Here is a 14,775-nt window from a genome sequence, read left to right as displayed (position 1 = left end):
AAAGACCGCAGTTTACCGCAGGCACGCAGTGTGCCTGTGTCAGCCTGTGACAGGCTGTATCAGCCCGCGACACCGGTAATCAACAGCAGGTTCGTGCCGGTGATCACGGCGAACAGCGCCCACGCGGCCACCTGCATCCCGCGCCCGATCGCGTGCTCGCCCATCGTGCGGCGATCGCTGACCGAGCGGATCAGCGGCCACATCGCGAACGGCAACTGCAGGCTCAGCAGCACCTGGCTCCACACGAGCAGTTGCCCGACCGAGCCGTCGCCGAGCCACAGCACGCCGATCAGCGCCGGCACGAGCGCGAGCCCGCGCGTGATCAGCCGGCGCTGGTAGCACGGGATCTTCGTATGCAGGAAGCCGTCCATGATCACCTGGCCGGCGATCGTGCCGGTCAGCGTCGAGCTTTGCCCCGACGCGAGCAACGCGATGCCGAACAACAGCGCGGCCGCGCCGCCCGCGATCGGCGTGATCAGCCGGTACGCCTGCTCGATGTCGGTCACGTCGTGCTGGCCCGTCGCGTGGAATGCCGCGCCCGCGACGACGAGGATCGCCGCATTGACGAGCATCGCGACGAACAGCGACACGCAGGTATCGATGCGCACGAGCGCCAGCGTGTCGCGGATCACGCCGCGCGCGCCGCCGACGACGTGCCGCGTCTGCACGACCGACGAATGCAGGTACAGGTTGTGCGGCATGATCGTCGCGCCGACGATGCCGAGCGCGAGCACGATCGCATCCTTGCGGTCGTGGCCCGGGTCGCCCGGCACGAGGCCGCCCGCCACCGCATGCCAGTCGGGCGGCGTGATCGCCACCTGCGCGACGAAGCAGAACGCCATCGTCGCGATCAGCCCGAGCACGATCGCCTCGATCTGCCGGAAGCCCTTGCCCTGCAGGCCGAGCACGATCACCGTGTCGAGCGCGGTGAGCACGACGCCCCACGCGAGCGGCACGCCGAGCAGCAGCTTGAATGCGAGCGCGCAACCGAGCACTTCCGCGATGTCGCACGCGATGATCGACACTTCGGCGGTGATCCACTGCACGACGCGGCCGAACCGGCCGTAGCGCTCGTAGCTTGCCTGCGCGAGATCCTTGCCCGCGACGAGGCCGAGCCGCGCCGCGAGCATCTGCAGGAAGATCGCCGCGAGGCTCGAGAACGCGACGACCCACAGCAGCGAATAGCCGAACTGCGAGCCGGCCTGGATATCCGTCGCCCAGTTGCCGGGGTCCATGTAGCCGATCGCGACCAGCAGGCCGGGGCCGAAGAAACGCCTGAGCTTTTGCCAGCGCGGCGCGGCGGCGTCGATCGTGATGCTGCCCTTTACTTCCGACGGGCAGAAAGGGGCGGTAGCGGTAGTGGGGAGGAAGGGCATGGAAACCGGGAATCGAGATCGCGATCCGTCGATTTTACGGGTATCCGTCCCGTTTTCCCGCGCGCGGCCACGCAGGCGTCGCAATCCGCCCCGTCGCCGTCGCAACACGCGGCGGCAAGCCGTTCGTCAGGATCGGGCGACGCCGCGCCGTGCGCGAGGATTTTTTCCCGCTCGGCGACGCGAAACTCGGTCGGCGACATCAGCAGCCGCTGCCGAAACAGCTTCGCGAGCCGCTCGCCACTGCCGAAGCCGGTGCGGCGCGCGACCTTGTCGGCCGGCAGCGTCGTATGGATCAGCATGTGACACGCCCGCTCGAGCCGCACGTGCTGGACGAACTCGGTCGGCGTCACGCCGATCTCCTTCTTGAAGCGCCGCAGGAAATTGCGCTCGCTCATCGCGGCCGCCTGCGCGGCGTTCGCGATCGAGATGCGGTTCACGCTCTGCGCACGCAGCCGCTGCGCGGACATCCGGATCGACGGGCTCGCGCTCAGTTCGCGAAACGCCCACATCGACTGCGCGTAGCGCTGCTCGACCGGCCGCATCATGTTGCTGGCGATCTCCTGCGCGGCGCCGTCGCCGAGGTCGACGCGAAACATGTCGAGCGCGGCGGCGAACACGTCGGTCTCGCCGGCCTGCAATTCGATCGTCGTGGTGGCGCGGCGCCCGGCCCGGCCGGGCCGCACGTCGATTGACGACGACGGCCGCCGCGTGGCGGCGAGCGCGGGCAGTTCCATCGCGTCGACGATCCAGCGCGCATGCTGGCGAATGTCGGACAGGCGCCGCTGCAATGCGTCGTCCCAATTGACGGCCGCACGCTCGCCATGAAGATGAAAGAACGCGCGCGCACGGCGGCTATGTTCGTCGCCGAACGGCTCGGCCGCGATGCGCACGCCGGACGACGACTGCAACAGTCCCCCGCTTTCGGAGACGTACTTGAGCTGGTAATCCGCGCTGTACGCATGCAGGCGATTCGCCAGGTTGAAGGCTTCGCCGAGGCGCGCGGCCTGGGCCAACGAAAACCCCGTACTCAAATAGATAACGACCCACCGCTGATCTGCTGCATTCACTGGCCAAGCCCCCGACTCGTTCGACTTCTTCTAATACCGTCGAACTGTCAGGCTTATATTTGGTTTGAATGCGTGCGACAGGACGGCTATCCCGAAATATGAAGCGACGGCATCTTAGCCGAACGGGTAGCGCCTTTGGCGCGAAATGGCCGACCGGGACAGCATGATGGCGGATTACTACAGGCTGGCGTGCGCCGCTGGTATGCCGGCACGGAAATGCATGGGCGATGCGGCCGATTATTGCGGCCGTCATGCGTAATGACATGCGTGTTCGATTGCGTTGCGCATCGGTCAAACGGACGCTCGCGTATTGGCGCGAACGGCATCGACCCGCATCGAACGCGCACGATCGCCACGCATGCCAACCGGCGCATCGGTTGCCCACGCATCCTTTAGAATCGAGCCGTCCTTCACCTCGCCGCCCGCGCTCCGTGCCCGCCGATCACCGTCTCGACCTGAACCTGTTTCGCGTGCTCGACGCCGTCTACGTGCACGGCGGCATCGGCGCGGCCGCCCGCGCGCTGCATCTCACGCAGCCGGCCGTCACGCATGCGCTCAACCGGCTGCGCACGCATTTCGACGATCCGCTGTTCGTACGTCAGGGCAACCGCGTCGTGCCGACGGAGCGCACGCGGTCGATCATCGCGGACGTGCAACTGCATCTGAAAGGCTTGCAAGGTACCGCGCGCGATCCGTCCGCCTTCGATCCCGCGACGCTCGACCTGGGCATCGCGGTCGGCATTCGCGACGTGCTCGAATCCATCGCATTGCCGCGCATCGTCGCCGCGTTCGCCGACGAAGCGCCGGGCCTGCGGCTCGTCAGCCGCCGCATCGCGGTACCGGACATCGAGCGCGAACTCGCGTCGGGCAACCTCGATCTCGTCGTCGACCGTCGCGTGCAGACGGGCCCGCGCATCGCCACCGAACACCTGCTCGACGATTCGCTCGTCGTCGCGCTGCGCCGCGATCATCCGCTCGCGCACGACCCGCTGCGACGCGGCGACTATTTCGCGGCGCAGCATATCGCCGTGTCGTCGCTCGGCGAGCCGCAATCGCTCGACGTCCTGCTCGGCAACGACGGGCGCTTCCGCGACATCCGGCTCACCTGCCAGCACTATTTCGCCGCCTGCCAGATCGCCGCGGCCGGCAACCTGCTCGTCACGCTGCCGCACACCTATGCGCTGCGCATGGCCGCGCTGCTGCCGATCGTCGTGCGGCCGCTGCCGCTGCGGCTCAAGCCGTTCCCGCTGCTCGCGTACTGGCACGAGTCGCGCGATACCGACCGCGCGCATCAGTGGGTACGCGAGCGCATTGCCGCCCTCGTGCGCAGCAGCGCCGGCATCGCCGACGCGTAGCACGCAGCGCACGCCCCCACGGCCGGGACGGTATGCTGACGGCTGCACGCCGCCACCCGGCGCCCGCTTTCCCTGGTCCGCTTACCGGAGACTCGCCATGTCGCTCATCCACGCCGCCGCCGTCCTCGATGCCGAGGCGCCCGACTACGTCGTCCAGTTACAGGCCGGCACGCACACGCTGACCGGCGACGAAGCGCCGCGCGAAGGCGGCCAGGATCGCGGGCCGGCGCCGTACGAGTTCGTGCTCGCCGGGCTCGCGCAATGCACGGCCGCGACGCTGCGCATGTACATGCAGCGCAAGACGTGGCCGGCCGCGCGCATCTCGGTGCGCACCGAGCTGCACGCCGATCGCGAAGGCGTGCAGTACGTGCGCCGCGTCGTGACGCTCGACGGCCCGCTCGACGACGCACAACGCCAGCGTCTCGCGGAAATCTGCGAGAAAACCCCGGTGACGCAATTCATCAAGCGCGGCACGCGGATCGAAACGACGTTGAACTGACGCCCGCGGCAGGCCATACGCACTGCCACTTGAAAGCTTGAAAAACGAAACGGGCGGGCCGCGCATCCGGCGCGACCCGCCCGTTCATCGATCCCGCCCGGCGCTTACAGTCCGAGCGCGGCGAGGTCCAGCTTGCCGTCCTTCATCGGCGGGCACCAGAAATACGCGCCCGTCAGCGGCCGCGTGAAGCGGAACAGGCCGTCGACGATGCCGTCTTCCGCGCCGCTCATCCGGCGCATCTGCACGTCGAACGCGCGGAACGAGCAACCGAACGCAACGAAGTACAGGCCCGCACGGCGCGTGTCCGACCACGGCGACGAACGGCGCAGCATGAACGCCTCGGGCTCGAAGCTTTCCTGCGCGGTGCGCTTCACGTGCGCGAATTCGGGTGCGTCGTCGAGTTCCTCGTTGTCCGAACGGCGGCGCCCGATGATGTTGTCCATCTCGCCCGACGGAATGCGCTCCATCTGGTCGAAGTCGTGTACCCACTGCTGCACCGCGACGAAGCTCGCGCCGTCGAGCCCCGCGCCCTGCCCCGTCACGATCGCCGCGGCCACCGCGTCGTCGCCTTCCGGATTCTCGGTACCGTCCTCGTAGCCGGACAGGTCGCGGTCGTTCGAATAGCGAAAGCCGTCGACGGCCTCCTGCAGCGCGAACGCCGGCGCGAGCGCACGTTCGATCGCCCGCGCGCGCAGCACGATCTCGCCGCGGTCGTCCGAGCGCAGCCAGACCCACACGTCGGCCGGCGTCCTCGGCAGCGTACGGTCGTTCACCGCGAACGCCGGGTACTCGGTCAGGCCCGGCACCGGATGCCCGAGCCAGGCGGCCAGCGCGTGTCCGAACCCGACGACCGTGTCGCGTCCGTCGACGATCTCGCGCAGCGCGGCCAGCGCCGCGGCGATATTGCCGTCATTCGACATCGTGAAAGTGAGGTATCGGGCTGCCGTATCGATCGGAGCCAGGATGCCTTGCTGAACGTCGCTCATCGTTTCCTCGGGAATGGTTCGGAGTGAATCTGTGCGGGCCGCATCGTCGCGCGCCGCGGACGCGGAAGTGTAATCGATGCGCCGACCGGCCCCAGCCGCCACGTCGAACGTACGCGAAAAGGGGCCAAAACCCTGAATACTAACCGTATCGACGCTGCAACGCCGCATTCGTCAGACGTTGCGGCGCGCGCGACACTCCTGATAAAATCGCAGCACGTCTTTTCGGCGTCCTTTCATTCAACCGTTCACTTCAGGGAGGTGCAGATGTTCCGAATGCCAGCCACCTTCCCGAACGTGGTCTCGCGGCGCAGCTGATCCAGCCCGCCGTCCGCGCCGGCTCCCGAGTTTTCCGCTAACCCGTCAGCCGCGCTTTTCCCGACAGCCCGTTTCGCTCCGCCCGCGTATTTCGCGCGGCCCGGCTGTTGCGTTTTCGACGTTCTCCGAACCGGAAAGTCCCGTCGCGCGATGCGCCGGGCAACGATACATGACCAGAAAAACCTCCCATCTGGGCGGCCAGGCATTCCAGGCCGTCTTCGGCTTCACCATTCGTTACTGGCGCAAGCAGCCGGCGCGCATCGCCACGGTCGCGAGCCTCGCGCTGCTCGCCGCGCTCGCCGACGTCCTCACGCCGCTGTTCGCCGGCCGCCTCGTCGACGCGCTGTCGACCGGCCTGACCGACCGCGCCGCCGCGTGGCACTCGGCCCTCGTCGCGTTCGGCACGCTCGCCGCGCTCGGCATCGGCGCGACGGTGCTGCGCCAGGGCGTCTACCTGAACATCATCACGCTCACGCTGAAGATGATGAGCGAGATCGCCGCCGCGTCGTTCCATCGCGTGCAACGCTTCTCGACCGACTGGCACGCGAACAGCTTCGCGGGCTCGACCGTGCGCAAGATCACGCGCGGGATCTGGGCGCTCGACCTGCTCAACGACACCGTGCTGATCGCGCTGCTGCCGTCGGTCGCGATGCTGGTCGGCGCGACCGTGCTGCTCGGCACCCACTGGCCCGCGATGGGGCTCGTCGTCGGCGCGGGTTCGCTGCTGTACATCGCGGTGACGGTCGCGGTGTCGCTCGGCATCGTCGCGCCGGCCGCGCGGCTCGGCAATCTGTGGGATACGCGCATGGGCGGCGCGCTCGCCGACGCCGTGAGCTGCAACGCGGTCGTCAAGGCGTTCGGCGCGGAAACGCGCGAGGAAGCGCGGCTCGCACGCGTGATCGACAAGTGGCGGCAGCGCACGCGCCGCACGTGGGTGCGCGGCACGTTCAACGGCGGGCTGCAGGGGGCGATGCTGGTCGCGATGCAGGCCGCGATGATCGGCGTCGCGCTGCGGCTGTGGATGAACGACGAAGCGAGCGTCGGCGACATCGCGTTCGCGCTGACGATGTTCTTCATGCTGCAGGGTTACCTGCGCGACGTCGGCATGCACATCCGTAACCTGCAGCGCTCGGTGAACGACATGGAGGAACTCGTCGCGCTCGAACGCCAGCCCCTCGGCATCGACGATCGCCCCGGCGCGCCGGCGATCCGGATCGGGCAAGGCGAGATCCGCTTCGAGCACGTGACGTTCCGCTACGGCAACCATCCGGTGCCGCTGTACGACGATTTCTCGATGCGGATCGCGCCCGGCGAACGCGTGGGCCTCGTCGGTCATTCGGGGTCGGGCAAGACGACGTTCATCAAGCTGATCCAGCGCCTGTACGACGTGTCGGGCGGCCGCATCACGATCGACGGCCAGGACATCGCGCAGGTGCGGCAGGATTCGCTGCGCAGCCAGATCGCGATCGTCCAGCAGGAGCCCGTGCTGTTCCACCGTACGCTGGCGGAGAACATCGCGTATGCACGGCCCGGCGCGAGCCGCGCCGACATCGAGCGCGCCGCGCGGCTGGCCAGCGCGCACGACTTCATCGCCGCGCTGCCGGACGGGTATGACACGCTCGTCGGCGAACGCGGGATCAAGCTGTCGGGCGGCGAGCGCCAGCGCGTCGCGATCGCGCGCGCGTTCCTCGCCGATGCGCCGATCCTGATCCTCGACGAAGCGACGTCGAGCCTCGACAGCGAAAGCGAGCTGCTGATCCAGCAGGCGATGGAGCGGCTGATGGTCGGCCGCACGACGCTCGTCGTCGCGCACCGGCTGTCGACCGTGCGTGCGCTCGACCGGCTGCTGGTGCTCGATCGCGGCAAGGTGATCGAGGAAGGCCACCACGATGCGCTGATCCGTATCGACGGCGGCATCTACCGCCGGCTGTTCGAGCGGCAGGCGCTGGAGCTGGCGAAGGGACTCGCCGATTCGCCGCGACGCGTGGCGGATCGCGATGCCGGGGCGCTGGGGAGCCGGCGGAGGTTTGATGCCAGCGCATCGCGATGCGGCCCCGCGGCGCGGTCATCGCCGCCGGGCCGTGTCGACGACAATCGGTTCCGGATCGAGGCCGTGCCACGCGCACGGCCTTTTTTGTGCACGCGGCACGGGCTCGCCGGCGCCGAGCCGCGCGCCGCCGGGTGTCCGCCGCCGGGATCACTTATCATGTCGGCCAGGCAATTCGCGACGAAAGGCAGACCATGTTTACAGGCATTGTTCAGGGTGTCGGCACCATCGACGCCATCAAGGATCACGGCGAGCTGAGAACGTTCAGCATCGCATTCCCCGAGCGGTTCACCGACGATATCGAGATCGGCGCGAGCGTGTCGGTCGACGGCGTATGCCTGACGGTCACGACCATCCATTCGCCGACGCTGATCGACTTCGACGTGATGCTGCCGAGCCTGCGGATCACGACGCTGGCCGACCTCGCGACCGGCGCGCGGGTCAACGTCGAGCGGGCCGCGAAGGACGGCGCGGAGATCGGCGGGCATCCGCTGTCCGGTCACGTCGATTTCACGGGGACCATCGCGCACATCGCGTCGTCCGAGCACAACCGGATGATCCGCATCGGCGTGCCGGCCGAGTTCAAGCGTTATGTGTTCGCGAAGGGCTACATCGCGATCAACGGCTGCAGCCTCACCGTGTCGGACGTCAATCGCGACGAAGGCTGGTTCGACGTCTGGCTGATTCCCGAAACGCGCCGCGCGACCACGTTCGATGCGAAGGGCGTCGACGACAAGGTCAACATCGAGATCGAGCGCAGCACGCAGGTCGTCGTGGACACGATTCGCGAATCGGTCAAGGAAACGCTCGGCGAATTGAATGGTGTCGTCACCGCGCTGCTGGCGGAAAAAGGCATCGATATCGAGGAACTGCTGGCGCGCAACGTCGCGCGGCTGCCGAAGCAGTAACGGCTGAATGACCGCGCGCTAGGTGATCCGCTGGATCAACGAATACCGGGCGCCGTCGAAGAACACCTCGACCCACGGTTCCGATTCCTCGAACGTCCAGAGAAGGAGCTCGCGATCGTCGAGTTCGTCGTCCTCGGGCCACGGCATGTTCCATCCGCCCGCGACGGCCACCACGCCGCCCGTGTAGAGCGGGCATTGCGCCATCCATGCGCGCTCGTAGTCGTGCGCGGCAGCGCCCTTGAAGTTGTCGTTGAATCCCCAGTCGCGCTGCCAGCCGTGTGCGTCGAGGTACGCGCCGATCGCGGCGGAGCCGAAGCGGAACACCGCGTCGACGGGCGGAAGCGACATCGCATCGGATCGGCACAGCGGGCGGGCGGAACGGACGGGTTGCGTGGCAGTCTCCACGCGGCCTGTGCCGCTTTCGTCGAGATACACGTTCAGCCAGACGCCGTCGCGCTCGACGGAAATGCACAACGCGCCGTCGTCGATACCGTGCCAGTAGCCGGTGACGGGTTCGCCGTCGTCCGCGAAGCGGTACTGACGGCACGGCCTCGCAAGCCGCTTTGCTTCGGTCAGGAAATCGTCCAGTGTCATTGGATGTCCGTCAGTCGTTTTGCATCCTGGGTATCGCATGGAGCCGCGCGGTCGAGCGACACCAGCCGCGGCCGCACGCCCCTCACTCCGCCTCCCCCTGCGCCCCTTCCCCACCGCCACGCGCTGCGCGCGATAAATCCCCGCGTGCCCGGAAAACAGATACGCGACGACACAGGCGACGATCGCATACACGCCGATATCCGCGCCGAACAGTTCGATCGCCATGATCGTCGATGCGATCGGCGTGTTCGCCGCGCCCGCGAACACCGCGACGAAGCCGAGCCCCGCGAGCACGGGCACCGGCAACGCCAGCACCTGGCCGAGCGCATTGCCGAGCGTCGCGCCGATGTAGAACAGCGGCGTCACTTCGCCGCCCTTGAACCCCGACGCGAGCGTGACGACGGTGAACGCGAACTTGCCCGCGAAATCGTAAAGCGGCAGCGGGCCGTGAAACGCGGCCTCGATCGTCGGGATGCCGAGGCCGAGGTACTGCGGCACGTTCAGCACGGTCGCGGCCACCGCGACCAGCAGGCCGCCGACCACCGGCTGCAGCGGCGCATGGCGGATCACGCGACGAAACCACGCGGTCAGCGCATGCGTCGCAAACGCGAACAGCCGCCCGACCACGCCGAACGCGATGCCCGCGACGACCGTCACGGCGAGCCCCGTCGCCGATACGGCCGGCACGAACGGAATCGCATAGGCCGTGTGATGGACGCCCCACGCGCGGCACACGACGTCCGCGACGATCGCCGACGCAACGCAGGTCAGCAGCGCGTCGTACCGCAGGCGTCCGATCGCGAGCACCTCGAGCCCGAACACGGCACCCGCGAGCGGCGTGCCGAACACCGACGCGAAGCCGGCCGCGATGCCGCCCATCAGCAGCACGCGGCGATGCTCGCGATCGAGGCGGAGCACGTGCGTGATGCGATCGGCGAGCGCGCCGCCCATCTGCACGGCCGTGCCCTCGCGGCCGGCCGAGCCGCCGAACAGGTGCGTGACGACGGTCGCGACGAGCACGAGCGGCGCCATCCGCTTCGGCACGAGCGCCTTCGGGTCGTGAATCTCGTCGATCAGCAGGTTGTTGCCGCGCGCGACCGACTGGCCGAACCGATGGTAGACCCAGCCGGTGGCGAACCCGGCGACCGGCAGCCCCCACAGCAGCCACGGATGCGCGACGCGCGTGCCGGTCGCCCAGTCGAGCGCGATCAGGAACAGCGCGGAAGCCGTGCCGGCGAGCGCACCGAGCAGGGCTGAAAGCGCGAGCCAGCGGCACACGTAGCGCACGGTCGCGAAAAGATCGGCAGAAGTGGTGAAAAACATGATTTCCAGATTCGACGGGATATCAAAACCTGGGCGGCAGAATACCGCGTGGACGGCCTGCGACCTCCTGACGACCCAGGAACACGCAGGCATCATCAGCCGGGCAAACCGGCGGTTGAGGGCCGCACCGCGCGCGCCATGCGCCGGAACGACCGCAGGGAGGCATGCCATCTCCGCAGGCGGCAATTGTACGCGACGCCTCGCCACGCATGCAATGCAGCCGCCGGCACACCCCGAAACGACGGCGTCTGCCCGACGCGCGGTCAGTCGCGCGATGTCAATGCGATCCGCGCGATCAACTGGGGCGCGATCTGGTCGAGCGGCAGGATCGCCGACGCAGCGCCGATCGCTGCCGCGGCCTTCGGCATCCCGTACACGGCGCTGGTCGCCTGATCCTGCGCGATCGTGTAGCAGCCCTTCGCCCGCATCGCCTTCAGGCCGAGCGCGCCGTCGCGTCCCATGCCGGTCAGCAGCACGCCGAGCGCATCGCCCTGCCAGCCGTCCGCGACGCTGTTGAAGAAGACGTCGATCGACGGCCGGTACGGCGTTTCGGCCGGATGCCGCGTATAGCCGAGCACGCCGCGCGGCGACAGCATCAGATGGTCGTTGGTCGCCGCGAGCAGCACCGCGCCGGCCTCGGGCACGCTGCCCTGCCGCGCGACGCGCACCGGCAGCCGCGTATAGCCGTCGAGCCATTCGGCCATGCCGTACGCGAATGCCTGGTCGACGTGCTGGACGATCACGATCGCCGCCGGAAAGTCGGCCGGCAGCGCGCGCAGCAGCGCGGTGAGCGCGGTCGGCCCGCCCGCCGACGCACCGATCGCGACGAGCGTCGGCTGTCCGCGCGTGGGGGCCGGCCCCGGCGGCACGAGCGCCGTGGTGCGGCTTTCGAGCAGCCGGCCGATCTGGTCGATCTTCGCGAGCAGCGCCTGCGGCGATGCGTCGGTCGACAGTCCGAGCGCGAGCGTCGGCGTGTCAACCGCGTCGAGCGCGCCGGCGCCCATCGCCTCGTACACCGACGACGTGTTCGCGCTGACGCTCGCCGTCACGATCAGGATCGCGCACGGCGCGCGCGCCATGATCCGGCGCGTCGCGGCGACGCCATCGACCTTCGGCATCACGAGGTCCATCAGCACGACGTCGGGCGGATGCGCGACGCAGAAATCCACCGCCTCGTCGCCATCGGTCGCGACCCACAGCACGCGATGATCCGCGCGCAGCGCGATCACGCGGCGCAGTGCCTCCACGGCCAGCGGCAGATCATTGACGATACCGATGTTCATCCGCGCGCATCTCCGATCAGGTCGTGCACGGCATCGAGCAGCGCCTCGTCGTGGAAGCTGCTCTTCGCGAGGTAGTAATCGGCGCCGGCGTCGAGCCCGCGGCGGCGATCCTCGTCACGATCCTTGTACGACACGATCATCACCGGCACGCGCTTGAGCATCGGGTCGCCCTTGATCAGCGTGACGAGTTCGATGCCGTCCATGCGCGGCATGTCGACGTCGGTCACGACGAGATCGAACGCATCGCTGCGCACGGCATTCCACCCTTCCATCCCGTCGACCGCGACCGTCACGTCGTAGCCGCGCTTTTCCAGCAGCTTGCGTTCGAGCTCGCGCACCGTCAGCGAATCGTCGACGACGAGCACGCGGCGGCGCCGGTCGGCGAGCGCGAGCTGCGGATCGCGCGTGAGCCGCGCGAGCTGGCCGCCGCGCACGAGCTTGTCGACCGAGCGGATCAGGTCCTCGACGTCGACGATCAGCACCGGGTCGCCGTTCTCGAGCAACGCGCCGGCCGCGATGTTCTGGATCTTGTGCAGGCGGCTGTCGAGCGGCTGCACGACGAGCATCCGCTCGCCGAGGAAGCGGTCGACCGCGACGCCGTACAGCTCCGGTTCGCCGCCGACGACCACGACCGCCGTGCTCGCGCGCGCCACGTCCGGTTCGCCCGCATCGAGCAGCTGGTGCGCGGCGACGAGGCCCACGCGCCGGCCGTCGAACGGAAAATGCGGCTGCCCTTCGAGCACGTCGATGTCGTCGTGCGCGAGTTCGAGCGTGCGGCGCACGTGCGCGAGCGGGAATGCATAGGGCTCGCCGCCCACTTCGACGAGCAGGCTGCGGATCACCGACAGCGTGAGCGGCAACTGCAGCACGAAGCGCATGCCGGCCCCCGGCTCGTTGAAGATCCGCACCGCGCCACGCACGCCGCGCACCATCTCCTGCACCGCGTCGAGACCGACGCCGCGGCCCGATACGTCGGTTACCGCATCGCGCATCGAGAAACCCGGCAGCAGCAGGAATTCGAGCAATTCCGGATCGGACAGCCGCGCGGCCGTCTCGTCGTCGGTCAGGCGCTGGCGCACGACGGCCGCGCGCAGCGCATCCATGTCGACCCCCGGCCCGTCGTCGATCACGCTGACGAGCAGCGAGCCTGCGCTGTGGCGCGCCTCGAGCGTGACGCTCGCCTCGGCCGGCTTGCCGCGCGCGTGGCGCGCGTCGGGCGAATCGACGCCGTGGTCGATCGCGTTGCGCAGCAGGTGGCCGAGCGGCGCGTCGAGCAGGTCGAGGATGTCGCGATCGACCTGCGTACCTTCACCGACGATCGAGAAACGCACCTGCTTGCCGAGCGAGCGCGCGAGATCGCGGACGATGCGCGGATACGCGCGCGTCGCATCGCCGAACGGCCGCATCCGGCATTGCAGCGCCTCGTCGTACAGCTGCTCGGCGATATGCGTGCTGCGCCGCTCGAAGCGGTCGAATTCGTCCATGCGCTCCGCGAGCGAGCGCTGCAGGTCGTTGAGCATGTGCCGCACTTCGTTCATCGACGCGAGCATGCCGGCGTCGAGATCGTCGGCGAACTGCTCGACCATCAGGTCGAGCGAACGGGCCGCGTCGCGCTGCGCGCGCTTCACGCGCAGCATCGATTCGGCGAACGGCTTGAGCCAGCGCGATTCCACCAGCGATTCGCCGGACAGGCTCAGCAGCCGGTTCAGCGTATCGGCGCGCACGCGGCGCATCGCGCCGGCGCCCGCCACGCGTCCGGCCTGGGCCGGATGGGGCACCGCGCCCGACACGGCGAGCGGCGGCACCGCGGCGCTCGCCCCGACCGGCTCGTTCGCGGCGCCGTCGTGATCGCGATACGGCGCGAACGACGGCGGCACGGGCGGTGGCGCGGCGGCCGGCGCCTGCATCGTCTGCGCGCCGTCGGCGCCCGTCAGCGCCGCCGCGAACACGTCGATCTCGGTCTGCGACACGGGCTGCCCCTGCGGATCGCCGACCCGCACCAGCAAATCGACGCCGGCCAGCAGCACGTCGACGTGCGTGGCCGTCAGCGCGATCGTGCCGGCCTGCGCGGCGACGAAGCATTCTTCCATCCGCCCGGCGATCTCGACGCCGAGCGGCACGCCGACGATACGCGCGGCGCCCTTCAGCGAATGCGCGGCGCGCATGCACGCTTCGAGCGCGACGGCATCGGGCTCGCCCGATTCGAGCGCGAGCAGCCGCTCCGACAGCGCCTGGGTCTGCGTGCGCGTCTCCTCGCGATACAGTTCGAGCAGCGACAGGTGGCTCAGGTCGTCATCGCCGCTCATCGCATGCTCCTTGTCACGGCGTCGAACAGACGATCGTCGTCGAGCAGCCCCACCGACTTGCCGCGCCACGACAGCACGCCGCGCGACAGGCCGGCGCTCGCGCGCCCGACCGTCGCCGGCACCGGCACCCAGTCGGAGGCGCCGAAGCGCAGCACGCCCTCGACTTCGTCCACCGGAAACACGACCGGTTCGCCCTGGTGCGCGGCCACCAGCAGCCGCGTGAAACGGCCGTCGTCGCTGCCGGCCTTGCCGGCATCGAGGCCGAGCAGCGCGCCGATCGAGATCGCGATGCGCAGCGTGCCGCGGATGTTGACCACGCCGCGCACGGCCGAATTGCGGCGATGCGGCAGCGAATGGATCGGGCGCGTGCCGGCGATCTCGCGCAGCACGCCGATCGGCAGCGCGAGCCATTCGTCGGCCACCCGGAACGCAAGCGCCGCATGGCGCGCCACGCCGTCGTCGTCGCTCGCGTGTGCCGTGTCGAACGCGCTCATCCGGCGCGTGACGTCGGTCATCTCGGCCACGTCGAGCGGACGCTCGAGCAGCTTGGCCGCGTTCGACGCGTAGACCGGGCAGTTCAGGCAGCGCAGGCAGTCGTTCAGCCGCTCGCACGAGCGGTCGCCGCGCGTGCCGATCCGGTTCCAGCAATCGTCGACGTCGAGCGTCGCGTCGTCAGTGGCGGCGCGGTTCATCAGAATTTGCTCCGAGAAACTCCG

Annotated in this window: 9 protein-coding genes, 2 pseudogenes and 1 riboswitch; of the genes and pseudogenes, 4 read left to right on the top strand and 7 right to left on the bottom strand. The window is 68.9% G+C overall.

Annotated features, from left to right (window positions below; genetic code table 11):
• Positions 1–59: 59 nt before the first annotated feature.
• Both SY91_RS17375 and SY91_RS17370 read right to left on the bottom strand, forming a co-directional pair.
• Complete coding sequence (locus SY91_RS17375; RefSeq protein WP_043886980.1) at positions 60–1,376, bottom strand: Nramp family divalent metal transporter; 1,317 nt, start codon at positions 1,374–1,376, stop codon at positions 60–62.
• Positions 1,325–2,389, bottom strand: coding sequence for a helix-turn-helix domain-containing protein (locus SY91_RS17370; RefSeq protein ID WP_023475409.1), 1,065 nt, complete (start codon positions 2,387–2,389; stop codon positions 1,325–1,327). Before SY91_RS17370 ends, SY91_RS17375 begins: the two co-directional genes overlap by 52 nt.
• Before the next feature lie 485 nt (positions 2,390–2,874).
• Here SY91_RS17370 and SY91_RS17365 point away from each other — a divergent pair, with 485 nt between their 5' ends.
• Positions 2,875–3,798, top strand: a complete 924-nt coding sequence (locus tag SY91_RS17365; RefSeq protein ID WP_023475407.1) for a LysR family transcriptional regulator — start codon at positions 2,875–2,877, stop codon at positions 3,796–3,798.
• A gap of 97 nt (positions 3,799–3,895) precedes the next feature.
• A complete protein-coding gene (locus SY91_RS17360; RefSeq protein ID WP_006479508.1) occupies positions 3,896–4,297 on the top strand; it encodes an OsmC family protein in 402 nt (133 codons plus the stop codon).
• 104 nt (positions 4,298–4,401) lie between these two features.
• Here the strand turns inward: SY91_RS17360 and SY91_RS17355 are convergent, their stop codons facing one another.
• Positions 4,402–5,283 (bottom strand): Dyp-type peroxidase, encoded by an 882-nt coding sequence (locus SY91_RS17355; protein ID WP_043886979.1) that lies wholly within the window; start codon positions 5,281–5,283, stop codon positions 4,402–4,404.
• A gap of 484 nt (positions 5,284–5,767) precedes the next feature.
• Here SY91_RS17355 and SY91_RS17350 point away from each other — a divergent pair.
• Together SY91_RS17350 and SY91_RS17345 are read left to right on the top strand one after the other, a co-directional pair.
• Positions 5,768–7,612, top strand: a pseudogene (locus SY91_RS17350) (ABC transporter ATP-binding protein); the annotation flags it as partial.
• Positions 7,613–7,839: 227 nt separating this feature from the next.
• Entirely contained in the window at positions 7,840–8,553 is a 714-nt protein-coding gene (locus SY91_RS17345; RefSeq protein WP_023475403.1) for a riboflavin synthase, read from the top strand.
• Positions 8,554–9,249: 696 nt separating this feature from the next.
• Here SY91_RS17345 and SY91_RS17340 read toward each other — a convergent pair.
• From SY91_RS17340 to SY91_RS17325, 4 genes and pseudogenes are all read right to left on the bottom strand, one after another.
• Positions 9,250–10,470 (bottom strand): annotated as a pseudogene (locus SY91_RS17340) (voltage-gated chloride channel family protein); the annotation flags it as partial.
• Positions 10,471–10,549: 79 nt separating this feature from the next.
• Positions 10,550–10,654: riboswitch (Fluoride riboswitch) on the bottom strand.
• 79 nt (positions 10,655–10,733) lie between these two features.
• Positions 10,734–11,753 carry a chemotaxis response regulator protein-glutamate methylesterase gene (locus SY91_RS17335; protein WP_006479514.1) on the bottom strand — a complete coding sequence of 340 codons (1,020 nt, stop codon included), beginning with the start codon at positions 11,751–11,753 and terminating at the stop codon, positions 10,734–10,736.
• Positions 11,750–14,059 carry a hybrid sensor histidine kinase/response regulator gene (locus tag SY91_RS17330; protein ID WP_108725677.1) on the bottom strand — a complete coding sequence of 770 codons (2,310 nt, stop codon included), beginning with the start codon at positions 14,057–14,059 and terminating at the stop codon, positions 11,750–11,752. Before SY91_RS17330 ends, SY91_RS17335 begins: the two co-directional genes overlap by 4 nt.
• Positions 14,056–14,751, bottom strand: coding sequence for a chemotaxis protein CheW (locus SY91_RS17325; RefSeq protein WP_185921280.1), 696 nt, complete (start codon positions 14,749–14,751; stop codon positions 14,056–14,058). The genes SY91_RS17330 and SY91_RS17325 overlap by 4 nt, the downstream gene beginning before the upstream one ends.
• Positions 14,752–14,775 lie beyond the last annotated feature (24 nt).

Origin of the sequence: Burkholderia cenocepacia (assembly GCF_014211915.1) — a bacterium.
Classification (GTDB): Bacteria; Pseudomonadota; Gammaproteobacteria; order Burkholderiales; family Burkholderiaceae; genus Burkholderia; species Burkholderia orbicola.
This window is presented reverse-complemented; position numbering and strand designations above follow the sequence as displayed.

Coding starts and splice junctions, on each gene's coding strand:
- SY91_RS17375 (WP_043886980.1), bottom strand. CDS start 1,376: ATGCCCTTCCTCCCCACTACCGCTACCGCCCCTTTCTGCCCGTCGGAA.
- SY91_RS17360 (WP_006479508.1), top strand. CDS start 3,896: ATGTCGCTCATCCACGCCGCCGCCGTCCTCGATGCCGAGGCGCCCGAC.
- SY91_RS17355 (WP_043886979.1), bottom strand. CDS start 5,283: ATGAGCGACGTTCAGCAAGGCATCCTGGCTCCGATCGATACGGCAGCC.
- SY91_RS17345 (WP_023475403.1), top strand. CDS start 7,840: ATGTTTACAGGCATTGTTCAGGGTGTCGGCACCATCGACGCCATCAAG.
- SY91_RS17335 (WP_006479514.1), bottom strand. CDS start 11,753: ATGAACATCGGTATCGTCAATGATCTGCCGCTGGCCGTGGAGGCACTG.
- SY91_RS17330 (WP_108725677.1), bottom strand. CDS start 14,059: ATGAGCGGCGATGACGACCTGAGCCACCTGTCGCTGCTCGAACTGTAT.
- SY91_RS17325 (WP_185921280.1), bottom strand. CDS start 14,751: ATGAACCGCGCCGCCACTGACGACGCGACGCTCGACGTCGACGATTGC.